The following is a 25,509-nucleotide window of genomic DNA, read 5'->3' as shown; positions in this document are numbered from 1 at the left end:
CTGCGGCTGGAGTCCGGGCAGCTGCCGGACTGCCTTGACAATCGAGGTTTTCTCCGGTGAGCTCCCTATGTCAAGACTCTGAGCAGATCAACTTCAGGGAGTGCCTCCGTTGACCGCCGCACGATCGTCAGCCCAACTCCGGCCCATGGGGAAGGTGCTTTCTCTCTTCACCGGAGCGGGCGGTCTTGACGTAGGTCTGGAACGGGCGGGGCTGGACACCGTCGCGTGCGTCGAACTCGACGCCGACGCCAGGTCCGTACTCGCGGCCAATCGGCCGGGATGGGCCCTGCTCGGTGATGGAGACGTCAACACGGTTGCCCAGCAGCTCGTTCCCCGGGCACTGGGCATGAAGCCGGGCGAGCTCGAACTCATCGCAGGGGGACCGCCGTGTCAGCCTTTCTCCAAGGCCGCGCAGTGGGCTTCGACGGCCCGCAGCGGCATGCAGGACGACCGGGCCAAGTGTGTTCACGGGATGCTCGACTTGGTGGAGAGTTTCCTCCCGAAGGCATTGCTCATCGAGAACGTCGAGGGATTTCTGCGAGGCAACGACAACGCCTCTGAGGTCATCGAGGAGGGACTCGCGGGCATCAATGACCGGCATGGCACTTCCTACCGGCTGGTGGCCGAGGTCGTCGACGCGGCCGACTTCGGGGTTCCACAGCGCCGGCGCCGGGCCATCGGCATCGCCTACCGGGACGGTGCGGAGGTCCACCTGCCGGAGGCCAGCCACGCGGACAACCCGATGCGGGCCTGGGATGTGCTCTGGGATCTCGAAGAGAACGAGAAGCCTCCAGCCACAGGGCAATGGGCTGCGTTGTTGCCGTCCATCCCCGAAGGTGGCAACTACCTCCATCTCACGGCCCGTGGTGACGGAGAGGAACTCTTCGGCTGGCGAACCCGGTACTGGTCGTTTCTGCTGAAGCTGGCCAAGGATCGGCCGTCCTGGACCTTGCCGGCGTCTCCCGGACCTAGTACTGGGCCGTTCCACTGGGACAATCGGCCCCTGTCCGTTCGGGAGCAGATGCGCTTGCAGACCTTCCCTGACGAATGGTGCATCGACCACCCGTTCCGCGCTGGCCGACGGATGGTGGGTAACGCGACGCCCCCGCTCCTTGCAGAGGTGTTGGGGCGGACAATCGTAGGAGACCTTGAACTGGGCGAGGCTTCAGCCAGGACTCGCCTCTTGGGGGGACCGCCTTCTTTGTTGCCCGTGCGTCAACTGAGGGTCCCGCGTGCCGTCGCGCCCGTTCCAATACCCGAGGCGTACCTACCGCAGGTGGGTGCCAAGGAGGCTCATCCAGGCGAGGGGGTTGGACCTTCGCCCCGGCGGTTTGCGACGAAGGGTTGACCTGCCCATAGCCTGTTGCAGGTGAACCTTCATCGGAGGAGGGCCCACTCGGCTCGCGCCTAGACGACGTGCTGTGTCGGGTGCAACGAATGATGCGGATCATCACCGTGAGGACCCGGGAGGCCGGTGACGGCTGACCCTGCCCTATGTCCTGGTACCCCCGTAACTCGTAGAGCGCGTGGACCTTCCCGCTGCCAGCCGCCGGGTTGACCACGAGCGTGATGTACGGCTCGTCGCGTGTGGTGAGCGACCTCAGTTCGAACTTGGTCTCTTCGTATACGGCGTGCACGGTACAGCGCGGGCGGCGGAGCGGCTTTGGGCTGGAGCTGCTTTGGCGCGAGTGATCATGGCCCCGTAAGCTTCCGGCGCGTCGGGCAGTCTGTGGACCTGCCCGGTGAGGCACGACGTTGGGGCCATGATCTTCGAGGCTCGCGCCAAAGGGGCTGCCTAAAGCCGTGGAGCCGACCGCCCCAGCCGCGATGTACCCCTTCTCTGACGTCAGGTGGCTGAACGCCATAAGCGCGGTACGGGCGTCGGCCGGGCTGGAGCGGGGCGGAGACAGGAGCGCAGGCCCGGCCGGGGGCCGGGCCGCGCGCGGTGAGCGGAGCGAGCCGCCTTGAACCCGTAAAGAAAGTTGTTACTCAGGCCTCAGATGAGATGCGCCAGAGTGGGGCTGCGTATTGCTCCGGGCGGTTGCTGATCAGGAGAGCTCTCAGGTCCTCGCGTTGCTTGCCGCTGAGGCCAAGGGCCTCTGTGATCCGGCGGAACGTCGTGTGGCTGACTCCGCGGGAGCGGGCTTCGGCCTCGAACAGGTCGAGTCGGCGGAGCGTGGCTTCCGGATCGAGCTCTTGCTCAGGCTGGCTGCCCAGCCAACTGGCCTTGTTGCGCTCGTAGTCGATCTCCGAGTACCCGCAGATCTCGCGGCTGTGCTGCTCGGCCTCGTCGAGCGATTCCGTCGACAGAAGGGCTCGTGCCAGCTCGTTCCGTTGGAGGGCGTCGTCCAGGTCCGCTTCGTGGACCGTGGGCCCTTCGTCGGTGAGAGGGACTGGCAGGCCGGCGTCCCTGACTTCGCACAGGCCGCGGATGCCTCGGGCTGTCGCCGCGAGCATCGCTGTTGCTTCGGACGGATGCCACTCCAGTACGGAGCTGACCGGCTGGACGTGCTCGGCAGTGAGCGTCAGGACAGATGCGCCCATGCGGTCGCGCAGATCCTCGGCCGGGACTTCACCGTCCAGGCCGGGGCCGGCGACCAGGAGCCGGACTGGGGCGTTGAGTTGGCAGCATGCGGCGAGCGTGAGGGCGTCCGCGAGTGGACTGCGGAGCGTGGGCTCGTCGCCCTTGGCGAGGATGTCTCCGCCGACGTCCAGAAGGTCGATGGACTCAGGGGCCAGGTGCTGGACGAGCTCTTCGAGCTGGCGCGTGATGCCCTCGGCACCATGGTGCGGATCGATCAGGGCGAGGGTCTGCGGGAGTTCTGCGGCGAGACGAGGAAGCGTAGATCCTGCGGGGGCGATTGGCTTCGCGTCGGCCGGCACGGCCTGGACGCTTCGGGTGATGGGGCGCAGGCCTGTGAAGCTGGCCGGGCCTCGTGGACCTGGCACGGGGTCGATCAGCAGTCTGTCCCACGCGTAGGTGAGGACGACCGCCGGACTCTCGTCGCCGTAGAGGGCGGCGTCCAGCATTGCGGCGGCGACAGCGTCGCCCCCTCCACCTGCAGCCACGATCAAGCGCGTCACCCGCGTCAGCGTACGGGTTCCGGACATGGCCACTCACCCTATAGTGGCTAGAGGTAATAGCCACTTAGGCAAGGGGCTCGGATGCCGAAGATTGAAGAGACCCAGCCCAAGTACCTGCAGATCGCGCATCACATCCGCGATCAGATCTTGCGCGGTGACTTGCGGCCGGGTGATGAGGTTCCGTCCGAAAGGCAGCTGGCGGCCGACTGGAACGTGTCGCGGCCGACGGCGGCGCGGTCCCTGGAGGCGCTGAGCCATCAGGGCTTGGTGGAGAAGCGGCAAGGGTCGGGCACCTACGTGCGTGGCCTGGAAGTCAACCGTCGAGCCCGCGAGTTGTACGGCCGCGCCAAGCAGACGGGCAAGATCTACACGCCCGGTGAGTACGCGGTGATCACTTCCGCGGGCTGGCTGGATGCTCCGGAGCACGTTGCCGAGGCGTTGAATCTGGCACCGGGCCGCAGGGCTGTCCATCGCCGGCGCGTGACCAACAATGAGTCGGGACCGATTACGCTGTCTACGTCCTGGTTCGGTGCTGACGTCGGGGAACGGGCGCCGAAGCTCCTGGAGCCGGACCGCATTCGCGAAGGCACGCTGATGTACGTCGAGAACATGACGGGACGGCAAGGCAGTTACGCCGAGGACCGCATGTGCGCGCGTACCGCCACCGGCGATGAAGCGGCTGACCTGAAGTTGCCTGTCGGATCAGCCGTGTTGATCGTGCACCACGTGGTCTATGACCTGCAGGATCATCCGCTGGAGTTCGCCGAAGCGACCTATCCGCCTGAGCGTTGGGCCTTCGAGCAGGGTTACCCGATCACGTAGAAAGTCGCGACTCTGGTCGCCGAACCGCTTGCGCCCTCAAGTGGCCAATGCCACTATCCACTAAGTGGCCAATGCCACTAGCGAAGGGGGCACGGGCGTGATCCGAGAAGGCGCAGGGTTACCGCGCATCGCGCATGCGTCATGCGGTGGATGCCGAGGTCGGGGCTGGAAGCGTGTCAGTTCACGCTCCGCCTTGGGTCTCTCTGCGGTCGCGGGTCGTGCTCGCGCTACGTCCAAGCGGCGCTGTCTCGACTGTGACGGCACCGGTAGGGAGTAGGGAACGCATGACTGGAGCAGAAGCTCGACGCGATGAGCCGGCGGCCCAGCCCGTATCGGTCGGTCGCATGACCCTCTACCCGGAAGCGGAGTCGGTTGCTCGGGCACGCCGATGGTTTCGGAAGTTTCTGGAGCCCTACGACCTGTCCTGCTCGCTCGACGACTGCGTGCTGATGATCTCGGAGCTGGTCACCAACGCGATCCTTTACGGGGAAGCGGAGGAGGCCTGGCGGGTGCGGGTCGAGTGGTGGCGAGTGGGCGCGTCTCTGCGGGTGGATGTGCACAACCCCGGATTCCCCGCGAACGTCCGCATGCGGCAGCCCGCCGCCGACGAGGCGCACGGGCGGGGGCTCTGCCTGGTGAATGAGCTCGCCGACTCGTGGAGCGCGGAGCCAAGCCCTCTCGGGGGTACGATGGTGACCTTCTCTATGGACGGCGCCTGGAAGGCGTAAGTGTCGTTCCGCCCGTGGGTGGAAGCCTTTCGCCCATGGATGGACGTAGCTAGACTCAGTTGACAAGTTGACTTGGCGGATTCCGGCTGGGCGGGGCTATGGCGTACGAAGTGGCTGCACCGAAGTATGTGCGGTTGGCGCAGACGCTCCAGGGCCGGATCGAGGACGGGACCTATCCGCCGGGCACTCGCGTGCCGAGTGAGAACCAGCTTGTGCAGGCATTCGGCATGTCCCGGCCGACCGTCGTGCGGGCGCTTGAGCTGCTCAAGCGTGACGGCTGGCTCGAATCCCGCCAGGGCTACGGCACCATCGTGCGCGGTCGCCCGGCAGCGGCTGAGCAGAAGGACCGCCGTGGCCGTGAAGCCCTGGAGCGCGATGAGTCGCAAGCTCCCGGCCGCATTGTTCAGGTTGAGGAAGTGCCTGTGCCGCCGCGGGTGGCCTCGCTGCTGGGTCTTCCCAAGCGTGCCAAGGTGCTGGTGCGACGGATGCTGATCGAGGACGAAGGCGAGCCGATCGAGCTGGCTTCGTCATACTTCCCGGCGTCTGTCGCCGAGGGTACGGAGCTTGCTGGTGCCAAGCCTGTTCAAGGGGGCCTTCGTCGGCACCTGGAGTCGCGGAAGCGGGTTCGCTTCGATCACGTGACAGAGCGCGTCTCTGCACGTCTGCCCAGCGCTGAAGAGAGCGACCTCTTGCAGATGGGTGCGGGGGAGCCCGTGCTCAGCGTGCTTGTCCTTGCCTGTGACGCGTCTGGGCAGGCACTGCAGGTGACGGACGTAGTCCTGCCGGCGGACCGGCAGGAGCTTGAAGACACCTACCGGCTCGGCTGATCCTCTTCAACTCGCCTCGGCAGCCTGCCCACTTGAATCACTTGACAAGTCAACCTGGCATCCCTAACTTCGAACTTGCTAAGTCAACCTGTCAGGTGCTGGCAGGTGCTCACACAGGAGGAGAAGTCCCAGTGCGTGTAATCCGTATCGATGCTTCCTCGGCAACGATCCTGCTGACGGAGGCGCCGGCCCCGAAGCTCCGCGACCGGCAGACCGGAGAGATCGCGAAGGACGCCAGGACCGGCGAGGGTCTGATGACCGTCGGCGTGGTCTACATCGACGAGGGGGAGTCGTCCCTGATCTCGGTGACAGTCCCACAGAGCGGCGTCACGGACGGTCTGGCTGTGGGTTCGCCGGTCTCGCTGCCCGGTCTCATCGCTCGTCCGTGGGAGAGCGTCTTCAACGGCCAGGCGCGGCACGGTATCGCCTACCGCGCGGCGGCCATCGCGCCCGGTGCTTTCCCGGTCGGGCAGGAGAGCTGATCCATGGCTGACCTGTTGACGCTCGCCGAGATCGGTGGAGCGTTATCCGCTGCAGGGGGAGTGGCCTACGCCCGTAACGCGCATCCGGCGCTGTACTGGTCCACAGTCGGCATGCCTCTCTCGGCCGCCCGGCTGCTCGTCTCGTACGGCTCTGTCATGGATGCCTGCGGGCTGACCGTCGAGCCGTCCCGGCTGCGGGCCCTGGCGGTCAAGGCGACCACTCGCCGGGAGGTCCGCCCGGTGCCTCCTCGGCGGGGTCTGATCCGCCCGACCTCGACGGGGCTGCGGGTCCGGCTTCGGCTCGCCCCTGGGCAGGAGCCGGCAGATGTGGCCGCTTCGTCCGAGCGGCTGCGGCACGCCTGGGGCGTTCACGCCGTGCACGTCCGAAGCATCAAGCCCGGTGTGGTCGAGCTGCGGTTGGTCGGCTTCGACGTACTACGGAAGGTGAAGATGCCCCGCCGGGTCGAGAGTGACCTCCTGGCGGTGCCGGTGGCTCTCCGGGAGGACGCGACCGCGTTCGTCCGCGACTACCGGGCTATCCCACACCAACTGGTGCTCGGCGCCACGCTGTCGGGTAAGTCGATGTTCATGCGCAACCTTCTGACGGGGTTGGCGGCTCAGCCGGTGGCCCTCGTCGGGATCGACTGCAAGCGTGGTGTGGAGCTGGCGCCGTTCGCCCCTCGGCTGTCCGCGCTGGCCACAGAGCCGGGTGAAGCCGCGGAGCTGCTGCCCGCGCTCATGAGGGAAATGGAGGACCGCTACGACCTGATAAGGGCCCGTCAGGGCATCGGGTCCGGCACCCCGGACGAGGAGATCACCTCGGATGTGTGGGGCCTGCCGGAGGACGAACGCCCGGCGCCCATCGTGTTGTTCGTGGACGAGGTCGCCGAGCTGTTCCTCGTCGCCACGCGCAAGGACGAGGAGCGGCGCGACGAGATGGTGACCCAGCTGATCCGGCTCGCCCAGCTCGGCCGGGCGGCGGGGATCTATTTGGAGATCTGCGGGCAGCGCTTCGGGGCTGAGCTGGGCAAGGGAGCGACCATGCTCCGCGCTCAGCTCACCGGCCGCGTCTGCCACCGGGTCAACGATGAGGCGTCGGCCAAGATGGCGCTCGGCGATATCGCCCCCGAGGCGGTCGGCGTAGCGTCGGCCATTGCGCCCGAGCTGCCCGGCCTCGCCGTGGTCGGTGACTCGTCCGGCGGCTGGACTCGTATCCGTACGCCGTACCTCTCCCTCGCCGACGCTGCGGCCACCTGCCGCGAGACGGCCGATCTCACCCCTGATGTACCGGCCCTTGAGCCCTTCCGGCCGTACGTCCTGCCGGCCCCGCCCGTGACGGTCGCGGCTTCCGTCGCCAAGCCGCGCCCGGCGACCGGCTGAACCGCACCCTCCCCCGGTTGGCGTGACCGTCTCGCGCCAAGTCCCTACCCCGCCATGCCCGAAACCGGGAGGAGCCGAGCCGTGCGCCCACTGCCCGTCCGTGTCGACGCCGTACTGATCCAAGCGGTCATTGCCGCCGCACTGTCCTTCGCGCACCTGCACGACCTGGCCGTGGCCGCCGGGCAGGACGGCTGGAAAGCCTGGGCCTACCCGGTCAGCGTCGACCTGCTGTTGGTCGCCGCCTGGAAGCGGCTGCGCTCGGGGGAGTCCAAGGCGGCCGGATGGTCCTGGTTCCTGGTCGCGCTCGCCGCCAGCCTCGGGGCGAACGTGGCCACCGCCGGACTGCTTGACCTCGACAACGTCCCGGCCTGGCTCCGCATCCTCGTTGCCGGTTGGCCGGCCGTCGCCTTCCTCGGCGGCACCCTGCTCGCCCACGGAGCGGTTGCCGACCGTACGGAAGCGGTCGCCGAGCTGGACGCTCCGGCCAATACCGCACCCGAGCCGGAACCACAGTCCGAGACGAGGCCCGAACCGCCCGCGCTCGCCCCCACACCCAAGCCGGTCGCCCCGCCTGCCGATCGCCCCGTTGACCGGCTTCCGGCCGCCCTCGTCGAACACGCCCACAAGGTCGCCGCCGACCACCACGCCCGTACAGGAGCCCCCATCGACACCGCCACTCTCCGCGCCCGACTCGGCGTCCCGGCCCCGCTCGCCGAGGCCATCGCCGCCCGCCTTACCTGACAGACAAGGAATCGCTCATGCACCCGTCCACCCTCCGCACGCTCAAGCGCGCAGCCGAACTGACTCGTCAGAACCGACTCGTTGACGCCTGGCTGATCGCGGAACCGGTCGTCCTCGCCGCGGACGACCAGGAAGCCGCCGAAATCAAGGTCTGGCTGTCGCAGCACACCGCCGACTTCACCGGAGAAGAGGAGACCCGCTGATGCCCGCCAACCGCCGCTTCCGCCGCGTGGTCCGCGTCGGGCCCGTCCAGGTCGGCACCCACTACGACGGCCGTGGCCGCGAGAAGCACACCGCCGCCTGTACCGCACCGCGCTGCGGCTTCTCGACCGACTTCGACAGCCGCGCTGCCGCCGAGCTGGCCGCCCGTACCCATCGCTGCTCTGCCCGCTGAGGAGCCTCCGTGACCGTCAGCCTGCCCCTCGTCTTCGTCCTGGGCGTCGTCGCCTGGGCCGCGATCAAGTTCCTCGGCATCCGCCTCTGGGTGGCCGTCGTGATCGCCCTCTTCGGCTTCTGGCTCTCCCACACCTTCCTCGCCCCGGCGATCGAGTCCGGTACGCGATCCGGGGTCGAGGTCGTCAACGGCACCAACGACTGAGAGGACAACCGCCATGCTGCTCCGCCCGAAGCTGCCCGACGCCGCACCGGCCCCGACCGCTCACCTGATCACCTCGGCCGTACCCGCCTCGCATCACCACGCTCCGGCGGTCTGCAGGTGCCAGCACGCCCCGGCACCGTCCGCCGGCCGCCCCGTGGCTCCCTACGTCGGCCTCGGCGTGGGGGCCGTGGCCGCGGTGCTCGTCGTCGGTGTGGTGCTGACCGCACTCCTGGCCACCGTCGCGGTCACGGCCGTCTCCGTCTCCATCGCGGCCCTGGTGCTGCGCTCCCTGCTCAACGGCGCACACAAGCGCTGACCGGCCTGCCGGGGCGGCCTCGATACCGCCAAGCATCCCGCCGCCCCGGCAGGCCTTGACCTCCCGAACCCAGTCGAAAGGACCGTGCCATTACTACCGGACTCATCCCGCCACCGCTCAAGGACTTGGGGACGCTCGCCTCACTGGGCAACATGCCTGCTCTCGTCCAACAGCTGCGAGGGCTCGGCGGCTGTACTCGGCCTGTCCGACTCGACGGCCACCGTGCCGAGCACGAACTCGATCCGCAGACCGGAGAGATAGGCCGGGTCTTGCACCACCTGGACTCGGCGGAGCTTCCCGCCGGCCATCTCCTCGTGCGCTGCAACAACCGCCGCTCATCCCGCTGCGAGGCTTGTGCCGAGGTCTACCGACGGGACACCTACCACCTGATCACGGCTGGACTCCGCGGCGGCAAGGGCAATCCTGAATCCGTCGCTCGGCACCCCAGAGTGTTCGCCACCTTCACCGCACCCGGCTTTGGGGCTGTGCACAACCGGCCGACGGATCGACGCGGCAGTGTGAGGCCCTGCAAGTGCGGCGTGCTGCACGACCAGGGCGACGATGCGCTCGGGACCCCGCTGGACCCGGCCACGTACGACTACGAGGCTGCAGTGCTCTGGAACGCGCACGCAGGGATGCTCTGGCGACGTTTCTCCATCTACCTGCGCCGTGAAGTCGCCAAGCGTGCCGGACTCACTCAGCGAGCCTTCCCGGATTTCGCCCGGGTCTCCTTCGCCAAGGTTGCCGAGTACCAGAAGCGTGGCGTCGTCCACTTCCATGCCGTGATCCGTATCGACGGCCCGGAAGGCGGGCACAGCTCGCCACCTGCGTGGGCAACAGCGGAGCTGCTGACCGACGCGATTCGCGCCGCTGCTGTCGCCGCGGCCGTCCCTGGTCCCGTGGTCGATAACCGCGAGCACGTCTTCACCTTCGGCCGGCAGCTCGACGTACGGCCGATCCGCTCGGCGGACTTCGACGGCGTGGCCGAGCTGACCGAGCGTGCGGTTGCGGCCTACATCGCGAAGTACGCCACGAAGGGGGCAGAGGCCGCGACCGGCACCCTCGACCGGCCCATCAGGTTCCTCGCCGAGCTGGCACATGCGCGCATCACCGACCATGCACGCCAGATGATCCGTGCCGCGTGGCAGCTCGGCGGCCGAAAAGACCTGGCGGAGCTGAGGCTGCGCGCCTGGGCTCACATGCTCGGCTTCCGCGGCCACTTCTCCACCAAGACGCGCCGCTACTCGACCACCCTCGGTGCCCTTCGCGACGCCCGAGCCGAATGGCGGCGAACCCAAGCCCTCGCCGCGCTTCCCCAAGATCAGCGCCCGGTCGAACTGGACCAGGACGAGGAGACGACCTTCGTCATCGCGCACTGGACGTTTGCTGGTCTCGGCCTCACCCGCGGCGAGGAGTGGCTGTCCGCCTCGCTTGCTCCTGCTCTCGGAACGGAAGGAGAACCCACCCATGACTGAGCACGGTGCGCACGACGTCCTGAGCTGCCCCGACCTTTCGCTGGTCCTGCTGACCGTCGAAGAAGCTGCGCGACGGCTGCGTATCGGCCGCACGACCTGCTTCAAGCTCGTGCTCGCGGGTGAGATCGAGTCGGTGACCGTGGGGCGGCTGCGTCGCGTACCGCCCGACGCGCTGCCGGCGTACGTGTCCAAGCTCCGTCGTCCCCTGCAAGCGGCGTGAGGGGGTGGCCATGGGAGCGCAGAAGCGCACACGCCAGCCAAACGGGGCCTCGTCGATCTACTTCGGCAAGGACGGGAAGTGGCACGGCCGGGTGACGGTCGGAGTTCGGGATGACGGCAAGCCCGACCGTCGGCACATCGAACGCAAGACCAAAGCCGAAGTGACCAAGGCCGTCCGCGATATGGAGCGGGCACGGGACGACAAGAAGCTTCAGAAACCGGGCCAGGCATGGACGGTCCAGAGCTGGCTTGAGCACTGGGTCGAGAACATCGCCAAGCCCTACGTCTCCGAGAACACCTACGACGGCTACGAGGTCGACGTACGCGTCCATCTCGTGCCCGGCCTGGGGGCACATCGGCTCGCGCGACTGGAGCCCGAACACCTGGAGCGCTTCTACCGGAAGATGCAGAGCTCCGGCAGCTCGGCCGGAACGGCCCATCACGTGCACCGCACGATCCGGGTCGCTCTGGGTGAGGCAGTACGCCGGGGACACGTCCCCACCAACGCTGCTGAGATCGCCAAAGCTCCGCGCCTCGAAGAAGAGGACATCGAGCCGTTCACGATCGAGGAGGTACAGAGCCTGCTCGTCGAAGCCTCCAAGCTCCGCAACAGCGCGCGGTGGGTCGTCGCCCTGGCACTCGGCCTACGTCAAGGGGAAGCGCTCGGTCTCCACTGGGAAGACGTCGACCTGGACGCGGGATACGTCCGTATCCGGAAGAACCGGCTTCGGCCCAAGTACCGGCACGGTTGCGGAGCCACCCCTTGCGGCAGGAAGGCCGGCTACTGCCCTCAGCGTGAGCAGACCCGGAGGGAGCACAAGTCGACCAAGTCCCGTGCCGGGCGGCGGACGGTCGGCCTGCCCGATCCGCTGATCAAGCTCCTCCGTCACCACCAGGAGGAGCAGACGGCGGAGCGGACTGCGGCCGGCGGTGACTGGGAGGACAAGGGGTACGTGTTCGCTTCACCCACAGGCGGGCCGCTGAGCCCGAACACCGACTACCACGTGTGGAAGCGGCTCCTGCGGGACGCCGGCGTACGGGACGGGCGGCTGCATGACGCTCGCCACACCGCGGCAACCGTGCTTCTCCTCCTCGGCGTCCCGGACGTCGTGGTCGACTCGATCATGGGCTGGGAGCCCGGCGGCGCGGCCAGGATGCGCGCCCGATACATGCACATCACCGGGCCCATGCTGCGGAAGGTCGCCCAGCAGGTCGGCGACATGCTCTGGGAACCGCCGAAGGGCAACTGAGACGGAAACTGAGACGGCGAACGTCGAAGGGCCCCACCGCGGACGGTGGGGCCCATCGACATCGTGCCCGGTGAGGCACTGGCGGAGGATACGAGATTCGAACTCGTGAGGGGTTGCCCCCAACACGCTTTCCAAGCGTGCGCCCTAGGCCACTAGGCGAATCCTCCGCCGCAAACAATACAAGACGTTGAGGAGTGCTCGCGAACTCGTTCCCAGGCCCTCGGATCGGCTAGGGTGGGGGTCAGCCCCTCACGTGGCGCTATCTCACCCAACTCCCCCAGGGCCGGAAGGCAGCAAGGGTAAGTGGGCTCTGGCGGGTGCGTGGGGGGCGTTTCTGTGTCCGGGGGCGGTGGGCGGCGCCCGTTGTCGGTGGGCCCCGATAACCTCGTAAGCGTGTCGTCCCTTGCGCTGTACCGCCGCTATCGCCCCGAGTCGTTCGCCGAGGTCATCGGGCAGGAGCATGTCACTGCCCCCCTGCAGCAGGCCCTGCGGAACAACCGGGTCAATCACGCGTACCTGTTCAGCGGGCCGCGGGGCTGTGGCAAGACGACCAGTGCGCGCATCCTCGCCCGCTGCCTGAACTGCGAGCAGGGGCCGACGCCCACGCCCTGCGGTGAGTGCCAGTCCTGCCAGGACCTCGCGCGGAACGGGCGCGGGTCGATCGACGTGATCGAGATCGACGCCGCGTCGCACGGCGGCGTGGACGATGCCCGTGATCTTCGCGAGAAGGCGTTCTTCGGGCCCGCCTCCAGTCGTTACAAGATCTACATCATCGACGAGGCGCACATGGTCACCTCGGCGGGCTTCAACGCCCTGCTGAAGGTGGTCGAGGAGCCGCCGGAGCATCTCAAGTTCATCTTCGCGACGACCGAGCCCGAGAAGGTCATCGGCACGATCCGGTCGCGTACGCACCACTATCCGTTCCGGCTGGTGCCGCCCGGCACCCTGCGTGAGTACCTGGCGGAGGTGTGCGGGCGGGAGGCGATCCCGGTCGCGGACGGGGTGCTTCCGCTTGTCGTGCGTGCGGGTGCGGGGTCGGTTCGTGACTCGATGTCCGTCATGGACCAGCTCCTCGCCGCCGCCGGCGCGGACGGTGTGACATACGCCATGGCTACCTCCCTCCTCGGATATACGGACGGCTCGCTGCTGGACGCGGTGGTGGACGCCTTCGCGGCCGGAGACGGCGCGGCCGCGTTCGAGGTGGTGGACCGGGTGATCGAGGGCGGCAACGACCCCCGGCGCTTCGTTGCGGACCTGCTGGAGCGGCTGCGCGACCTGGTGATCCTCGCGGCGGTGCCGGACGCCGGTGAGAAGGGTCTGATCGACGCGCCGGTCGACGTCGTCGAGCGGATGCAGGCGCAGGCGTCCGTCTTCGGCGCGGCCGAGCTGAGCCGCGCCGCGGACCTGGTCAACACCGGGCTGACGGAAATGCGGGGGGCGACCTCACCGCGGCTTCAGCTGGAGCTGATCTGCGCGCGGGTGCTGCTGCCGGCCGCGTTCGACGACGAGCGCTCAGTGCAGGCGCGTCTCGACCGGCTGGAGCGCGGGGGCGCCGGGGCGGCGTTCGTGGCGGGTGGCGGCGCGGGTCCCGCGATGGGGTATGTACCGGGGCCGGAGGCGCATGGCCTCGTACCGCAGGCGCCGCAGATCCAGCCCGGCACCGGCCCTGCCGCCGCGCGCGCGGCGGTGCGGGGGGAAGGTGCGCCCGGGGCCGACGCGGAGGGTGTGGCCGCGGCCGCGCCTCCGGCGATGTCCGTGCCGCAGGGTCCGGCGCCTTCCGGCCCGGCCGACGTGGCTCCGGGGCGGGCCACCGCGGCTGCGGAAGCGTCCGCCTCCGCCGAGACCCAGGCGCCCGGTGCCTGGCCGGGCGCCGGCGCGCCCGAGTCCGCGGCTGGGCAGCGGCAGGCCGCGCCCGAGGCGCCCGCGCAGCGTCCCGGTGCGTGGCCGGGTGCCGCGCCAGCCGGTCCTACGGCCGACGCGCAGGCGGGGGGCGCGGCTTCCCCTCCCGCCTCCGGGCAGCAGCGGCCGGGGGCCTGGCCCGGTGCCGGTGGTTCCGGCGGTGGGGCCCCGGCAGGTTCCTGGCCCTCCGCGACCGCGCCCGGCCAGGGCACACCCGCGCCCGCGCCCGTCACCCCGAGCGCGCCGGCGGCGGTGCCGAGTGCCGCACCCTCGCCCGGCATGGCCCAGGGCGCCGCGCAGGTGCGCGGCATGTGGCCGAACGTGCTGGAGGCCGTCAAGAACCGGCGGCGTTTCACATGGATCCTGCTCAGCCAGAACGCGCAGGTGACCGGGTTCGACGGCACGACCCTGCAGCTCGGCTTTCCCAACGCCGGGGCCCGGGACAACTTCGCGAGCAGCGGCAGCGAGGACGTGCTGAAGCAGGTGCTCGCCGAGCAGTTCCAGGTGCAGTGGAAGATCGAGGCCGTCGTCGACACCTCCGGTCCCTCGGGCGGCCCGGGCGGCGGCGGATTCGGCGGCCCAGGCTCAGGACCGGGTCCCGGTCCCGCCCCAGGCGGCCCCGGTGGTTTCGGCGGAGGCTTCGGTGGCGGCGGCGCGCCCGCCCCGCCCCGCCCCGTACCGGCCACGCCGCCCGCAACCCCCGCGCCCGTACCGCAGGGGACGCCCGCGCCCCGGGCCGCGGCGGCCGCACCGGAGCCGCAGCGTCCGGTCCACCGCGAACCGGAGCCCTCGCCGGTCGCCCCCGAGGACGACGTCCCCGAGGAGGACGACCCGGATCTCGACGACACGGCACTGACCGGCCACGACCTGATCGTGCGCGAGCTGGGCGCGACGGTCGTGGAGGAATATACGAACGAGTAGCGGGCGGTCCTTCGGCAGCCCGTACAGGGGCATCACCCGCAGCGGGCTAGGCTGCATGGCGTGAAGGTCCTCGTCATCGGCGGCGGCGCCCGCGAACACGCCCTGTGCCGCTCTCTGTCCCTCGACCCCGACGTCAGCGCGCTGTACTGCGCCCCGGGCAATGCCGGCATCGCCGAGGTGGCGGAGCTGCACCCGGTCGACGCCCTCGACGGTGCCGCCGTGGCGCGGCTCGCCACCGAGCTGGAGGCCGGGCTCGTCGTCGTCGGGCCGGAGGCCCCGCTCGTCGCCGGCGTCGCCGACCACGTACGGGAGGCGGGCATCCCCTGCTTCGGCCCGTCCGGGGAGGCCGCTCAGCTGGAGGGCTCCAAGGCCTTCGCCAAGGACGTGATGGCCGCGGCGAACGTCCCGACCGGCCGCAGCTACGTCTGTACGACCCCCGAGGAGATCGACGCGGCGCTGGACGCCTTCGGTGCTCCGTATGTCGTCAAGGACGACGGCCTCGCCGCCGGCAAGGGCGTCGTCGTCACCGATGACGTCGACCAGGCCCGCCGGCACGCGCTGGCCTGCGAGAGGGTCGTCATCGAGGAGTTCCTCGACGGTCCCGAGGTGTCCCTCTTCGCCATCACCGACGGCGTGACGGTACTCCCGCTCCAGCCCGCCCAGGACTTCAAGCGCGCCCTCGACAACGACGAGGGACCGAACACCGGCGGCATGGGCGCGTACTCGCCGCTGCCGTGGGCCGACCCGAAGCTGGTCGACGAGGTCATGCAGACCGTCCTGCAGCCGACCGTCGACGAACTGCGCCGCCGCGGTACGCCGTTCTCCGGGCTGCTGTACGCGGGACTCGCGATCACCAGCCGCGGCGTACGCGTCATCGAGTTCAACGCGCGCTTCGGCGACCCGGAGACCCAGGTGGTGCTGGCCCGGCTGCAGACCCCGCTGGCCGGCGTGTTGCTGGGTGCCGCCAACGGCACGCTCGACGTCCACCCGCCGCTGGCGTGGCGCGACGACGCAGCCGTCACGGTGGTCGTCGCCTCCCACAACTACCCCGGCACCCCGCGCACCGGCGACCCGATCGAGGGCCTGGACGAGGTGGCGGCGCAGGACGCGCCCCACGCGTACGTCCTGCACGCCGGAACCCGGCGGGACGGGGACACGATCGTGAGCGCGGGGGGCCGGGTGCTGTCCGTGACCGCGACCGGTTCCGACCTGGCGCAGGCCCGCGGACGGGCGTACGCCGCCGTGTCCCGTATTCGGCTGGACGGCGGTCAGCATCGCACGGACATCGCCGCGAAGGCGGCCGCGGGAGCGTAGGTCCTGTCCGGGCGCAGTAACCAGCCACCTTTGCCCAAAGCCATTCCATCGAGTGACCGATGGGCCAACCGGCTGACGGTCGCCCGAGCCCCAACTATGGTGCGGCGCAAGCGTTCCGGCACTTGGCCCACCGGCATTGCGATGTCAGTGGCGGGTGCCACAGTGGGGGAGTGACCAAAGCCGTCGCAGGGCAGAGGGGGTGACATCCGGCCGTGTCCGCCATGGGTGTGGAAGTGGGCGCGCAGGTGGCGCGCTCCCGTGCCATGGCCGTGCTGCGTGTGCGCAGCCGGGCTCTGGCCGTTGCCCTGCTGCCCGCGGCCGTCGCCGTCGTGCTGCTTGCCGGCGGGATCATGGGCCGCCTGACGGGCGGGAGTTGGGACGCCGCGCGCTGGGTGGTGTGCGCCGTCGCCCTGCTCGTCCTGCTTCTCGCGGGCGTCTTCACCGCCGTGGTCGTCCGGGCCAGCCCCGCAGTCAGCCCGACTGTGCCGCTCGCCGAGGCGTCCGCGCCCGACCTCTACCGGCTCGTCCGGGACCTCGCCGAGCGCCTGGGGGTACCGGCGCCCTCCGCGATAGCCCTGACGCCCGACTGTGACAGCTGGCTCGAGGACCGTACGCATCCGGCGCACCGCATATCCGGAACCGGAACTGGAGCCGTATCCGGGGCCGGAAACCGGGGCCTGACCGCCGCGGCCGGCGTTGGCGCCCCCGGCGACCCCGAAGCTCCCGTCCTGGTGATCGGCTCGCCGTTCCTGTGGTGGATGCGGGTAGCCGAGCTGCGCGCCGTGCTCGCCCCCGTCGTCGCCGGCACCGGGCCGTCGGCGAACCCCGACATAGCCGCCGCCCGCCGGTTCGTGCGGGGCCTGGACGCGGCCGTCGGCGTCGCGGCGGGACCCCGGCAGGGGCCGGTGCGGGTGGTCGTCCGCTCCGTCGTCGGCCGGCCGGCCCGGCTGCTGCTGCGCCTGTGCCGCACGCACGCGACGGAGATGGAGCGCGGCGTCGCCGCCGCCGCGTCCGAGCGTGCACAGGCTGTGGACTACGGACTGCGGATCGTCGCCCAGGAGCAGGTCGGCCTCGCGTACGCGGGCTGGGACCGGCTGCTGACACGGGTCGCGCTGCCCGCCTGGCGGATGGGCCGCTGGCCCTCCCGGCTCGACGCGGGCGTCGTCTCCGCCCTGACCGAGCTGTCCCGCCGCGACCGCCTCGCCGAGGGTTTCGCGTCCCGGCTGGGCGAGCGGCCCGCCTGCGACCTGCTCGAAGAGCCCGGCGCGGTCGACGAGGCCGCGTCCCTGCTGGCCGCGCGGCTCTTCCACGGCGGCCCGGCGGAGACCGGGCCCGACTGGTCACCGGTGGACTGGCAGCAGTACCCGGAAGAGGTCGTCGACCGGAAGTGGCGGACGGAGGCGGCCCGGCTGCACCGGGTTCTCGACTCCATGGGAGTCCGCCGCTCCGCCCACGAGGCAGCACTCGTCGCGGGCCCCACGCTCGACCGGGTGATGGCCCACCTCACGAGCGAGAACTGCGAGCCGCTGGCCGCCGGGGTCACCGCCGAGGTGGCCCGGGAGGAGGCTGCGGCCCCCGCGCCGCCGCGCGCCCCCGGTTCCGGCGACGATCCCTGGAGCGCCGGCTCGGTCCCGCTCTTCCCCCTCCAGCCGCCCCGCACCGGGCGGGAGCTGCTCGCCGACCACGTCACGGCGATGGTCTGCTGCGCCGCTGTCGACACCGCCGGCGCGGCCCCCGGTCTGGACTGGCTGGACGGCCCCGCCCTGCTCGTCGACGGCGAACGCCGCACAGACCTGGGCAACCGCGTCCTGGTCCTGGTGGAGGAAGGCGACCCCGAACCGCTTCGCGAGTGGCTGCGTTCCCTGGGAGTACGGGCGGAGAAGCCGGTCCGTCTCGTCTGACGCGGGTGCGCGCCGCCCCGGGGCAGCGCGCCGCTCCGGGTCGACGCCCCGCTGACCAGCGCGAAGAGCGGAGAGCAGCATTTCTGTTCACGTCAATTCGCGACGAACGGTGACGGAGTGCGTGCGTTATGTGATGTGCTGGGACCGGTCGCGGGTGGACACCGATCGAGGGAGGGGAGCGGTCATGAGCGCGGAACAGATCCGGCGATGGGAGTCAGGTGCCCTCGCGCATGCGGTCACCGACCCCTTCGGTCAGGGGCCACTGCCCTGGCTGCGCGGCAGCGAGCACTATTTCGACGACACCGGCCAGGTCGTGCCCTGGTACGCGGAGCACGTGAGCGGGCAGCTGGGCGACCCCATCGAGCACGCGGGCCGCAGGATCCCGCAGCCGCGCGCGGCCGGGGCCGGCCCCCGTACCGCCGACGACGTGCACCGCCAGATCAAGGGCTTCGCCTCCACCGGCGCGGCCTCCCCGGGCGAGGCGATCGACTTCCACATCACCGTGGACCCGCCGCAGCAGTTCTCCGTGGACATCTATCGCATCGGCCACTACGGCGGCGACGGCGCGTCCAAGATCACCACCAGCCCGCGCCTCTCCGGCATCGTCCAGCCCGCCCCCCTCACCGCCGACCGCACGGTCTCCTGCCACCACTGGTGGCTCTCCTGGCGGCTGCAGATCCCCTCGTACTGGAGCATCGGCGCGTACGTCGCGGTCCTCACCACCGCCGACGGCTACCGCTCCCACATCCCGTTCACCGTCCGCGACAGCCACCCGGCCGACCTGCTCCTGCTCCTGCCCGACGTCACCTGGCAGGCGTACAACCTCTACCCGGAGGACGGCCGCACGGGCGCGAGCCTCTACCACGCCTGGGACGAGCGAGGGCGGCTGCTCGGCGAGGAGGACGCGGCGGTGACGGTGTCCTTCGACCGTCCGTACGCGGGCGCCGGGCTCCCCCTCCACGTCGGCCACGCCTACGACTTCATCCGCTGGGCCGAGCGGTACGGGTACGACCTGGCGTACGCGGACACCCGCGACCTGCACGCGGGCCGCGTCGACCCCACCCGCTACCGCGGCCTGGTCTTCCCGGGCCACGACGAGTACTGGTCCGCACCCATGCGCCGCACCGCGGAGCTCGCCCGCGACCACGGCACGTCGCTGGTCTTCCTGTCCGCCAACACCATGTACTGGCAGGTCGAGCTGGGCCCGTCCCCCTCCGGTGTGCCCGACCGCCTCCTCACCTGCCGCAAGCGGCGCGGCCCGGGGAAGGCAGCCCTCTGGCGCGAGGTCGACCGGCCCGAGCAGCAGCTGATGGGCATCCAGTACGCGGGCCGGGTCCCCGAGCCGCACCCCCTCGTCGTACGCAACGCAGACCACTGGCTCTGGGAGGCGACCGGCGCGGCGGACGGCGACGAGATCGACGGGCTGGTGGCGGGCGAGGCCGACCGCTACTTCCCGCGCACCGCGCTGCCCCAGCACGAGGGCCGGATTCTGCTGGCCCACTCGCCGTACCAGGACGGCGACGGGACCATCCGGCACCAGGAGACCTCGCTCTACCGGTCGCCGAGCGGTGCGCTCGTGTTCGCGTCCGGCACCTTCGCCTGGTCTCCGGCGCTGGACCGGCCGGGCCATGTGGACGAGCGGATCCAGCGCGCGACCGCGAACCTCCTCGACCGCATCTGCAAGCGCGACTGAGCGGACCGGGCGACGCCGGGCGCCACGGCCGCCGCCGCGCCGACCCTGACCGGGCCGCCGATCCGGGCGTACGGGAGAATCGAGGCGATTGGACAGAACCACGGGGAGGAACCGTGTCCGGATTCGTCGAAAAGCCCGAACCCATCGAGGTACCGGGCCTGGTGCACCTGCACACCGGCAAGGTGCGCGACCTGTACCAGAACGAGGCGGGCGACCTCGTGATGGTCGCCAGTGACCGCATGTCCGCGTACGACTGGGTGCTGCCCACCGCCATCCCCGACAAGGGCCGGGTCCTGACGCAGCTCTCGCTGTGGTGGTTCGACCAGCTCGCGGACCTCGTCCCCAACCACGTCCTCAGCACCGAGCTGCCCGCCGGGGCCCCCGCCGACTGGGCCGGCCGCACGCTGGTCTGCAAGTCCCTGCGGATGGTCCCGGTCGAGTGCGTCGCGCGCGGTTATCTCACCGGCTCCGGACTCGCGGAGTACCAGGAGACCCGCACGGTCTGCGGCCTCGCCCTGCCCGAGGGGCTGGTGGACGGTTCCGAGCTGCCGGCGCCGATCTTCACGCCCGCGACCAAGGCCGCCGTCGGCGACCACGACGAGAACGTGCCGTACGAGGAGGTGGCCCGCCAGGTCGGCGCCGAGACCGCCGCCCACCTGCGCCAGACGACGCTCGCCGTGTACAGCCGGGCCCGGGACATCGCCCGCGAGCGCGGCATCATCCTCGCGGACACGAAGTTCGAGTTCGGCTTCGAGGGCGAGCACCTGATCCTCGCCGACGAGGTGCTGACGCCCGACTCCTCGCGCTTCTGGCCGGCCGCCGACTGGGAGCCGGGCCACGCGCAGCCGTCATACGACAAGCAGTACGTCCGCGACTGGCTGACCTCCCCCGCCTCTGGCTGGGACCGCAGGAGCGAGCAGCCGCCGCCCGCCCTGTCGGCGGAGGTCGTGGACGCGACGCGGGCCAAGTACCTGGAGGCGTACGAGCTCCTCACTGGTCTCCCCTGGTCCTGAAGCGCCCGTGGGGCCGCGGACACCCGTGGATATCCCGCGGACACGACGAAGCCCCCGGTCGGATCCGACCGGGGGCTTCGTCGTACAAGAGCGGACGACGAGATTCGAACTCGCGACCCTCACCTTGGCAAGGTGATGCTCTACCAACTGAGCCACGTCCGCATGCGCCGTAGCGCGACAACCACTATACCCAACCGCGCTCGCGGGCGAGACGTACCGCTGTGTGCCGATTCTCGGCCCCCACTTTCGAGGCGGCCGAGGAGAGGTAGTTCCGGACGGTCCCCTGGGACAGCGCCGCACGCTCGGCGATCTCCGCGATGGGCGCCCCGTCCGCCGCCAGCTCCAGCACCTCGGCCTCGCGCGCGGTCAGCGGCGAGTCCCCGGCACTGATCGCGTCGGCCGCCAACTCCGGGTCCACATAGCGCCCTCCGGCGTGCACGGTCCGGATGATCTCGGCCAGCCGCTGCGCGGACACGGTCTTGGGTACGAATCCCCGCACCCCCACGGCGAGCGCCCGCTTCAGATGCCCGGGCCGGCCGTGACCGGTGACGATCATGCACCGGCACCCGGGCAGTTCGCGCCCCAGCGATGTGGCGACTCTCACACCGTCGGCGCCGGGCATCTGCAGATCCAGCACCGCCACGTCCGGCCGGTGCGCCCGTGCCATCGCGAGCGCCTCGGGCCCGGAGGCGGCCTCGGCGACCACCACCAGATCGTCCTCCAGCCCGAGGAGCGCGGCGAGCGCGCCCCGGATGAGGTGCTCGTCGTCGGCGAGCAGCACCCGTACGGGGTCACTGTCCCGGGGCCTGTCCTCGGTCACGTGTCTCCTCCCTTCGCGGCCCGCCGGGCCGGGACGCGGGGCAGTGGGACCATCGCCGTCAGGCGGAAGACCCCGTCACCGGCCGGCCCCGCGTCCAGCGTGCCGTCCAGCGCGCTCAGTCGTTCCCGCAGTCCGGCCAGGCCGGAGCCGGGTGCCGTCCCCGTCGTGTCCGGGGCGCCGTCGTTCTCGACGACCAGGACCGCGGGGCCGCCGGCCGTCGTCAGCGAGATCGTGCACCGCCGCGCGTCCCCGTGCCGCAGCACATTCGTGGTGGCCTCGCGCACCACCCAGCCGAGCGCCGACTGCACGCCGGCCGGCAGTCCGCTGCCGGCCTCCGCCTCGACCGCGCAGGCGATCCCGGCAGCCGCCAACACCCCGCTCGCGCCGTCCAGTTCCGCGGGCAGGTCGGCCTCGCGATAGCCGCGCACGACGTCCCGTACTTCCCGCTGCGACTCGTGCGCGATCCGCTGCACCTCGATCATCTGCTCCACGGCCTCGGGTCGTTCGCGCCGCGCCAGCTGTACGGCCAGCTCGCTCTTCAGGGCGATCACCGCCAGGTTACGGCCCATCACATCGTGCAGATCGCGTCCGAAGCGCAGCCGCTCCTCCGCCACGGCCAGCCGCGCCTGCAGCTCGCGCGCCGCGTCCAACTCCCAGACGGCATTGAGCAACCAGGCGGAGAATCCGCAGGTGAAGGCGAGGGCGGCGCCCGCGCAGAACGTGCCCACCGCGTTTCCCGCCGCCTCGTTGCCGGGCAGCCCGACAGCGAGAGCTGCGGCGCCGACGCCCACCGCGGCACCGACGACGAGGTACAGCCTGTGCCGTCCGCGGCGCAGGCCGAGTACGAGCGCCCCGATACCGAACGCGGTGAGCCCGACGGTCAGGTTGGCCATGACGACGGTGTCACGGAGTCCGCCCGCCGCGCGCAGTACGAACACGGCGAGCGTGCCCGCCCCGGACACCACGGCCACCGCGACCAGCAGCCGCACCGGCCGCTCACGTCTGCCGAGCGTCCAGTCCAGGGCCCGCGAGCAGAGCACCGCGCACAGCACGGCGTGCGCGAAGACCAGCAGCAGGAGCGCGATCGCCGTCGGCCGGGGAACGCCCTGCATCACCGGTGCCAGCCCGATGGCCGTGACCTCGGCCAGTGCGAAGGAATGGAAGGACCACCGGGTGTACAGCTCCACCTTGGCGGGATTGCTTCTCCTCACCCACCAGCCGGTGAGTATCGACATCTCCCTCGTCCCCCGTCGTCACGCGTCACGCGCGTCAGCGCCTCGGCTCCCAGCGGAACCACCGGCGTACAGCAAACACCGCGAGCACGGTCCAGGCGACCGCCGTCAGCAGGCTGCCCAGTGTCTCGTACGCCCCGACTTCGCCGGTCCACCCGCTCCGCACGAGTGCCACCACCGGTGAGAGCGGCAGGAGTTCGCAGATCGAGGCGATCCGATCCGGCAGCAGATCGAGCGGTACGACGACCCCCGAGCCGGCCATCGACACCACGAGCAGCGGCATGGTCGTCAGCTGAGCGGCCTCGGCCGACCTGGTCAGGCCCGCGGTCGCCCCGGCAAGCGCGATCAGCATCACGGTGCCCAACACCACACCGGCGAGCACCAGATGGGGTGCGCGCGGAGCCGGCACGTCCAGGGTCACCGAGCAGCCGACCGCGAGCAGCACGCACTGCGCCAGGCCGATGAGAGTCAGCGGCAGCGAGGCGCCGGCCAGGATCTCGTGGTCGCGTACCTCGCCGGTGCGCAGCCGCTTGAGTACGAGTTCCTCGCGGCGCGTGACGAAGACCCCGACCAGGCCGCCGTACACCGCGAACAGCAGGGCGAAACCGAAGGCGCCGGGCAGCAGCACGGTGCCGACGGTGAGCCCGGTGTCCTTCAGGTCCATGTCCCTGACCGTCGAGGACATGGCGAAGGTCATCGCCGCCGGCAGGACGAGGGCGCTGAACAGCGTCGCCCGGCTGCGCCCCAGCAGGGTCAGTTCGGCCCGGGCCAGGGCGGAAAGCCGTCCGGCAGCGGTCACTTCGGGACGTGCCGTGCTCTGCGTACCCACCGTGCTCACAGATCCCGTGGTCATCGGACCCCCGCCCCCTCGGCCGGCGCGGTCGCCGTCACCGTCGTCGTCTCCGTCGCTTCCCGCGCGATGTGCAGGAACGCCTCCTCCAGCGAGGCCGAGCGCACATCGAGCCCGCCCAGCTCCACCCCCGCGCGCTCCGCCCACACCAGCAGGCCGGTCGCGGCCCGCTGCAGTTCCTTGGTACGCAGCCGTACGGTCCGGCCCGCGGTCTCGTGCCCCTGGACGCCGAGGCGGTCCAGCGGCGGCAGATCGCCGAGGAAGAAGCCCTCCGGGAGCTCGAAGGAGATCAGCGAGGGCTGGGCGGCCACGACATCCGCGACGCGCCCCTCGGTCGCGATCCGCCCCTCGTGCATGATCGCCAGCCGGTCGGCGAGGTCCTCGGCCTCCTCCAGGTAGTGCGTGGTCAGCACCACCGTCGTGCCGCCGTCCCGCAGCGCGCGCACCAGCTCCCATGTCTCGCGCCGGCCCTCGGCGTCCAGGCCGGTGGTCGGCTCGTCCAGGAAGAGCACCTCGGGGCGGCCGAGCAGGGCGAGCGCGAGGTCGAGGCGCCGCTTCTCGCCGCCGGACAGCTGCTTGATCCGTACGCCGGCCCGCCGGGTGAGCCCGACGGCCTCCAGCGCCTCACCGGTGGGCCGCGCCCCGCTCGTACAGCCGGCCCACATCCGGACGGTCTCGGCGACGGTCAGTTCGGACGGGAAGCCGCCCTCCTGGAGCATCACGCCGATGCGCGGACGCACCTGGGCACGTTCGCTGTACGGGTCGTGGCCGAGCACCCGTACGGTGCCGCCGCTCGGCCGGGCCAGCCCCTCCAGCAGCTCGACGGTGGAGGTCTTGCCAGCGCCGTTCGTCCCGAGCAGGGCGAACAGCTCGCCGCGCGCCACCGAGAAGGAGATGTCCCGGACGGCCTCGAAGCCGCCGGCGTAGCTGCGCCGGAGCCCCGCGACCTCGATCACGTACTCGTCGCTGTTGGTCATGCTTCAAGGCTTCCGCCGCCGCGCGCCGCGGAGCAGTGCGAGCTGTCACCAGTGCTCATGACAAATGTCATCGCGCGAGCGCGAGCCACGCCCTGAGCACCGGGCACCCGTACATACGAAGAAGGCCCCGGTCGCAATGACCGGGGCCTTCTCCCTCTGAGCGGACGACGAGATTCGAACTCGCGACCCTCACCTTGGCAAGGTGATGCTCTACCAACTGAGCCACGTCCGCATGCTCCCGGACAGCTCTCACTGTGCGGTGCGAACACCACTCTACCTGATCCACGTGAGTGGACGGTAAAGCGATGCAGAGCGGGTGACAGGAATTGCACACTGCGCCTTCCCCCTGGAAGGGGGATGTTCTGCTACTGAACTACACCCGCATGACTCCCGCGAGGTCCGGCCCTTCGGCCTCGCCCCTCGGCGTGTTCCAGACTGTAGCCGATCAGCGGGGGTGCAACGCAAGTCGGTTCTCAGTGAGCGGCGTTGTAGGCCTCGTAGACCGCCTTCGGGATGCGGCCGCGCGGGGGCACGTCGTACTGGTTCGAACGGGCCCAGGCGCGGACCACCGCCGGGTCGGGCGCGAGGGAGGTGTGCTTGTACGCCTTCCCGGACCGGGACTGCCTGCGGCCGGCCTCGACGTAGGGCGCGAGGCTCTTGCGCAGTTTCTTTGCATTGGAGGGATTGAGGTCGATCTCGTACGACTTCCCGTCGAGGCCGAAGACAACCGTTTCCGCCGCTTCTCCGCCATCGATGTCGTCGGAGAGCGTGACTACTACGCGCTGCGCCACGGATATCGGTCCCTTCGTGCGACCCCGCCGCGCTGACGTGCGGCGATGTCGACTGTATGGCTGTTTCGGATCAATCCGTCTTTTCTGCGGATTCCTTTGTACAGCTAAAGCCATTGCCTGGTGAAGCCCATTTAATTACGCCAGCGTGTCCCCCCGCAATCGGGGCCGGGTGAATT

Annotated in this window: 25 protein-coding genes, 4 tRNA genes, 1 other RNA gene and 1 pseudogene; 20 read left to right on the top strand and 11 right to left on the bottom strand. The window is 70.4% G+C overall.

Going from position 1 to position 25,509, the window contains the following annotated elements; genetic code table 11:
- Nucleotides 1-145: 145 nt before the first annotated feature.
- Nucleotides 146-1,348 carry a DNA cytosine methyltransferase gene (locus ACWV17_RS19745; RefSeq protein WP_455360773.1) on the top strand — a complete coding sequence of 401 codons (1,203 nt, stop codon included), beginning with the start codon at nucleotides 146-148 and terminating at the stop codon, nucleotides 1,346-1,348.
- Nucleotides 1,349-1,442: 94 nt separating this feature from the next.
- On the opposite strand, the pseudogene ACWV17_RS19740 reads toward ACWV17_RS19745, so the two are convergent.
- Together ACWV17_RS19740 and ACWV17_RS19735 are read right to left on the bottom strand one after the other, a co-directional pair.
- Nucleotides 1,443-1,595, bottom strand: a pseudogene (locus ACWV17_RS19740) (GNAT family N-acetyltransferase); the annotation flags it as partial.
- Nucleotides 1,596-1,989: 394 nt separating this feature from the next.
- Nucleotides 1,990-3,030 carry a DUF1152 domain-containing protein gene (locus ACWV17_RS19735; RefSeq protein WP_455360788.1) on the bottom strand — a complete coding sequence of 347 codons (1,041 nt, stop codon included), beginning with the start codon at nucleotides 3,028-3,030 and terminating at the stop codon, nucleotides 1,990-1,992.
- A 135-nt stretch (nucleotides 3,031-3,165) separates the two neighbouring features.
- On the opposite strand from ACWV17_RS19735, the gene ACWV17_RS19730 reads away from it, so the two are divergent.
- The 13 genes from ACWV17_RS19730 (at nucleotide 3,166) to ACWV17_RS19670 (ending at nucleotide 11,922) form a co-directional block, all read left to right on the top strand.
- Nucleotides 3,166-3,906, top strand: coding sequence for a GntR family transcriptional regulator (locus ACWV17_RS19730; RefSeq protein WP_455360772.1), 741 nt, complete (start codon nucleotides 3,166-3,168; stop codon nucleotides 3,904-3,906).
- A 284-nt stretch (nucleotides 3,907-4,190) separates the two neighbouring features.
- The gene (locus ACWV17_RS19725) at nucleotides 4,191-4,634 is read left to right on the top strand and encodes an ATP-binding protein (RefSeq protein WP_455360771.1); all 444 of its coding nucleotides are present in this window, start codon (nucleotides 4,191-4,193) and stop codon (nucleotides 4,632-4,634) included.
- 98 nt (nucleotides 4,635-4,732) lie between these two features.
- Entirely contained in the window at nucleotides 4,733-5,461 is a 729-nt protein-coding gene (locus ACWV17_RS19720) for a GntR family transcriptional regulator (RefSeq protein WP_455360770.1), read from the top strand.
- Between the two features lie 131 nt (nucleotides 5,462-5,592).
- A complete protein-coding gene (locus ACWV17_RS19715) occupies nucleotides 5,593-5,943 on the top strand; it encodes an SCO3933 family regulatory protein (RefSeq protein ID WP_455360769.1) in 351 nt (116 codons plus the stop codon).
- Nucleotides 5,944-5,946: 3 nt separating this feature from the next.
- A complete protein-coding gene (locus ACWV17_RS19710; RefSeq protein ID WP_455360768.1) occupies nucleotides 5,947-7,323 on the top strand; it encodes an FtsK/SpoIIIE domain-containing protein in 1,377 nt (458 codons plus the stop codon).
- A 54-nt stretch (nucleotides 7,324-7,377) separates the two neighbouring features.
- Nucleotides 7,378-8,064: a DUF2637 domain-containing protein gene (locus tag ACWV17_RS19705; protein ID WP_455360767.1), complete on the top strand. Its 687-nt coding sequence runs from the start codon at nucleotides 7,378-7,380 to the stop codon at nucleotides 8,062-8,064.
- Between the two features lie 17 nt (nucleotides 8,065-8,081).
- Complete coding sequence (locus ACWV17_RS19700) at nucleotides 8,082-8,267, top strand: hypothetical protein (protein ID WP_455360766.1); 186 nt, start codon at nucleotides 8,082-8,084, stop codon at nucleotides 8,265-8,267.
- Nucleotides 8,267-8,458, top strand: a complete 192-nt coding sequence (locus tag ACWV17_RS19695; protein WP_455360765.1) for a mobile element transfer protein — start codon at nucleotides 8,267-8,269, stop codon at nucleotides 8,456-8,458. Before ACWV17_RS19700 ends, ACWV17_RS19695 begins: the two co-directional genes overlap by 1 nt.
- Nucleotides 8,459-8,467: 9 nt before the next feature.
- Nucleotides 8,468-8,662, top strand: a complete 195-nt coding sequence (locus ACWV17_RS19690) for a hypothetical protein (RefSeq protein ID WP_455360764.1) — start codon at nucleotides 8,468-8,470, stop codon at nucleotides 8,660-8,662.
- A 13-nt stretch (nucleotides 8,663-8,675) separates the two neighbouring features.
- Nucleotides 8,676-8,978 carry a SpdD protein gene (locus tag ACWV17_RS19685; protein WP_455360763.1) on the top strand — a complete coding sequence of 101 codons (303 nt, stop codon included), beginning with the start codon at nucleotides 8,676-8,678 and terminating at the stop codon, nucleotides 8,976-8,978.
- A 152-nt stretch (nucleotides 8,979-9,130) separates the two neighbouring features.
- Nucleotides 9,131-10,453, top strand: coding sequence for a replication initiator (locus ACWV17_RS19680; RefSeq protein ID WP_455360762.1), 1,323 nt, complete (start codon nucleotides 9,131-9,133; stop codon nucleotides 10,451-10,453).
- Entirely contained in the window at nucleotides 10,446-10,673 is a 228-nt protein-coding gene (locus ACWV17_RS19675; protein WP_455360761.1) for an excisionase family DNA-binding protein, read from the top strand. The genes ACWV17_RS19680 and ACWV17_RS19675 overlap by 8 nt, the downstream gene beginning before the upstream one ends.
- Nucleotides 10,674-10,683: 10 nt before the next feature.
- On the top strand, nucleotides 10,684-11,922 hold the full coding sequence (locus ACWV17_RS19670) for a tyrosine-type recombinase/integrase (RefSeq protein WP_455360760.1): 1,239 nt from the start codon (nucleotides 10,684-10,686) through the stop codon (nucleotides 11,920-11,922).
- Nucleotides 11,923-12,001: 79 nt separating this feature from the next.
- Here the strand turns inward: ACWV17_RS19670 and ACWV17_RS19665 are convergent.
- Nucleotides 12,002-12,089: transfer RNA gene (locus ACWV17_RS19665), tRNA-Ser, on the bottom strand.
- A gap of 74 nt (nucleotides 12,090-12,163) precedes the next feature.
- Here ACWV17_RS19665 and ffs point away from each other — a divergent pair.
- The 6 genes from ffs to ACWV17_RS19635 all read left to right on the top strand — a co-directional run bounded on the left by ffs (nucleotide 12,164) and on the right by ACWV17_RS19635 (nucleotide 20,663).
- Nucleotides 12,164-12,258, top strand: an RNA gene (gene ffs / locus ACWV17_RS19660) — signal recognition particle sRNA small type.
- A gap of 57 nt (nucleotides 12,259-12,315) precedes the next feature.
- On the top strand, nucleotides 12,316-14,742 hold the full coding sequence (locus ACWV17_RS19655) for a DNA polymerase III subunit gamma and tau (RefSeq protein ID WP_455360759.1): 2,427 nt from the start codon (nucleotides 12,316-12,318) through the stop codon (nucleotides 14,740-14,742).
- Nucleotides 14,743-14,802: 60 nt separating this feature from the next.
- Nucleotides 14,803-16,056: a phosphoribosylamine--glycine ligase gene (purD, locus tag ACWV17_RS19650; RefSeq protein WP_455360758.1), complete on the top strand. Its 1,254-nt coding sequence runs from the start codon at nucleotides 14,803-14,805 to the stop codon at nucleotides 16,054-16,056.
- A gap of 221 nt (nucleotides 16,057-16,277) precedes the next feature.
- Nucleotides 16,278-17,957 (top strand): hypothetical protein, encoded by a 1,680-nt coding sequence (locus ACWV17_RS19645; RefSeq protein ID WP_455360787.1) that lies wholly within the window; start codon nucleotides 16,278-16,280, stop codon nucleotides 17,955-17,957.
- Between the two features lie 184 nt (nucleotides 17,958-18,141).
- Nucleotides 18,142-19,650 (top strand): N,N-dimethylformamidase beta subunit family domain-containing protein, encoded by a 1,509-nt coding sequence (locus tag ACWV17_RS19640; RefSeq protein ID WP_455360757.1) that lies wholly within the window; start codon nucleotides 18,142-18,144, stop codon nucleotides 19,648-19,650.
- A 113-nt stretch (nucleotides 19,651-19,763) separates the two neighbouring features.
- Nucleotides 19,764-20,663: a phosphoribosylaminoimidazolesuccinocarboxamide synthase gene (locus tag ACWV17_RS19635; RefSeq protein ID WP_455360756.1), complete on the top strand. Its 900-nt coding sequence runs from the start codon at nucleotides 19,764-19,766 to the stop codon at nucleotides 20,661-20,663.
- Nucleotides 20,664-20,752: 89 nt separating this feature from the next.
- On the opposite strand, the gene ACWV17_RS19630 is transcribed toward ACWV17_RS19635, so the two are convergent.
- From ACWV17_RS19630 to ACWV17_RS19595, 8 genes are all read right to left on the bottom strand, one after another.
- Nucleotides 20,753-20,825, bottom strand: a tRNA-Gly gene (locus tag ACWV17_RS19630).
- Between the two features lie 22 nt (nucleotides 20,826-20,847).
- Entirely contained in the window at nucleotides 20,848-21,483 is a 636-nt protein-coding gene (locus tag ACWV17_RS19625; protein WP_455353113.1) for a response regulator, read from the bottom strand.
- A complete protein-coding gene (locus ACWV17_RS19620; protein ID WP_455360755.1) occupies nucleotides 21,480-22,718 on the bottom strand; it encodes a sensor histidine kinase in 1,239 nt (412 codons plus the stop codon). The genes ACWV17_RS19625 and ACWV17_RS19620 overlap by 4 nt, the downstream gene beginning before the upstream one ends.
- Before the next feature lie 34 nt (nucleotides 22,719-22,752).
- A complete protein-coding gene (locus tag ACWV17_RS19615) occupies nucleotides 22,753-23,568 on the bottom strand; it encodes an ABC transporter permease (protein WP_455360754.1) in 816 nt (271 codons plus the stop codon).
- Nucleotides 23,565-24,542 carry an ABC transporter ATP-binding protein gene (locus ACWV17_RS19610; RefSeq protein WP_455360753.1) on the bottom strand — a complete coding sequence of 326 codons (978 nt, stop codon included), beginning with the start codon at nucleotides 24,540-24,542 and terminating at the stop codon, nucleotides 23,565-23,567. The genes ACWV17_RS19615 and ACWV17_RS19610 overlap by 4 nt, the downstream gene beginning before the upstream one ends.
- A gap of 159 nt (nucleotides 24,543-24,701) precedes the next feature.
- Nucleotides 24,702-24,774 (bottom strand) — tRNA-Gly (locus ACWV17_RS19605).
- 79 nt (nucleotides 24,775-24,853) lie between these two features.
- Nucleotides 24,854-24,925: transfer RNA gene (locus ACWV17_RS19600), tRNA-Gly, on the bottom strand.
- A gap of 90 nt (nucleotides 24,926-25,015) precedes the next feature.
- Entirely contained in the window at nucleotides 25,016-25,333 is a 318-nt protein-coding gene (locus ACWV17_RS19595) for a histone-like nucleoid-structuring protein Lsr2 (protein WP_455353117.1), read from the bottom strand.
- Nucleotides 25,334-25,509: the final 176 nt, after the last annotated feature.

It is taken from the genome of Streptomyces mabaensis (assembly GCF_053763515.1).
This window is presented reverse-complemented; position numbering and strand designations above follow the sequence as displayed.

Excerpts from the sequence above, each read along its gene's own strand:
- ACWV17_RS19610 (WP_455360753.1), bottom strand. The coding sequence starts at position 24,542 with ATGACCAACAGCGACGAGTACGTGATCGAGGTCGCGGGGCTCCGGCGC.
- ACWV17_RS19725 (WP_455360771.1), top strand. The coding sequence starts at position 4,191 with ATGACTGGAGCAGAAGCTCGACGCGATGAGCCGGCGGCCCAGCCCGTA.
- ACWV17_RS19730 (WP_455360772.1), top strand. The coding sequence starts at position 3,166 with ATGCCGAAGATTGAAGAGACCCAGCCCAAGTACCTGCAGATCGCGCAT.
- ACWV17_RS19645 (WP_455360787.1), top strand. The coding sequence starts at position 16,278 with ATGGGTGTGGAAGTGGGCGCGCAGGTGGCGCGCTCCCGTGCCATGGCC.
- ACWV17_RS19710 (WP_455360768.1), top strand. The coding sequence starts at position 5,947 with ATGGCTGACCTGTTGACGCTCGCCGAGATCGGTGGAGCGTTATCCGCT.
- ACWV17_RS19640 (WP_455360757.1), top strand. The coding sequence starts at position 18,142 with ATGAGCGCGGAACAGATCCGGCGATGGGAGTCAGGTGCCCTCGCGCAT.
- ACWV17_RS19735 (WP_455360788.1), bottom strand. The coding sequence starts at position 3,030 with ATGCTGGACGCCGCCCTCTACGGCGACGAGAGTCCGGCGGTCGTCCTC.
- ACWV17_RS19695 (WP_455360765.1), top strand. The coding sequence starts at position 8,267 with ATGCCCGCCAACCGCCGCTTCCGCCGCGTGGTCCGCGTCGGGCCCGTC.
- ACWV17_RS19705 (WP_455360767.1), top strand. The coding sequence starts at position 7,378 with ATGCCCGAAACCGGGAGGAGCCGAGCCGTGCGCCCACTGCCCGTCCGT.
- ACWV17_RS19620 (WP_455360755.1), bottom strand. The coding sequence starts at position 22,718 with ATGTCGATACTCACCGGCTGGTGGGTGAGGAGAAGCAATCCCGCCAAG.
- ACWV17_RS19685 (WP_455360763.1), top strand. The coding sequence starts at position 8,676 with ATGCTGCTCCGCCCGAAGCTGCCCGACGCCGCACCGGCCCCGACCGCT.
- ACWV17_RS19615 (WP_455360754.1), bottom strand. The coding sequence starts at position 23,568 with ATGACCACGGGATCTGTGAGCACGGTGGGTACGCAGAGCACGGCACGT.
- ACWV17_RS19700 (WP_455360766.1), top strand. The coding sequence starts at position 8,082 with ATGCACCCGTCCACCCTCCGCACGCTCAAGCGCGCAGCCGAACTGACT.
- ACWV17_RS19670 (WP_455360760.1), top strand. The coding sequence starts at position 10,684 with ATGGGAGCGCAGAAGCGCACACGCCAGCCAAACGGGGCCTCGTCGATC.
- ACWV17_RS19720 (WP_455360770.1), top strand. The coding sequence starts at position 4,733 with ATGGCGTACGAAGTGGCTGCACCGAAGTATGTGCGGTTGGCGCAGACG.
- ACWV17_RS19680 (WP_455360762.1), top strand. The coding sequence starts at position 9,131 with ATGCCTGCTCTCGTCCAACAGCTGCGAGGGCTCGGCGGCTGTACTCGG.
- ACWV17_RS19745 (WP_455360773.1), top strand. The coding sequence starts at position 146 with ATGGGGAAGGTGCTTTCTCTCTTCACCGGAGCGGGCGGTCTTGACGTA.
- ACWV17_RS19675 (WP_455360761.1), top strand. The coding sequence starts at position 10,446 with ATGACTGAGCACGGTGCGCACGACGTCCTGAGCTGCCCCGACCTTTCG.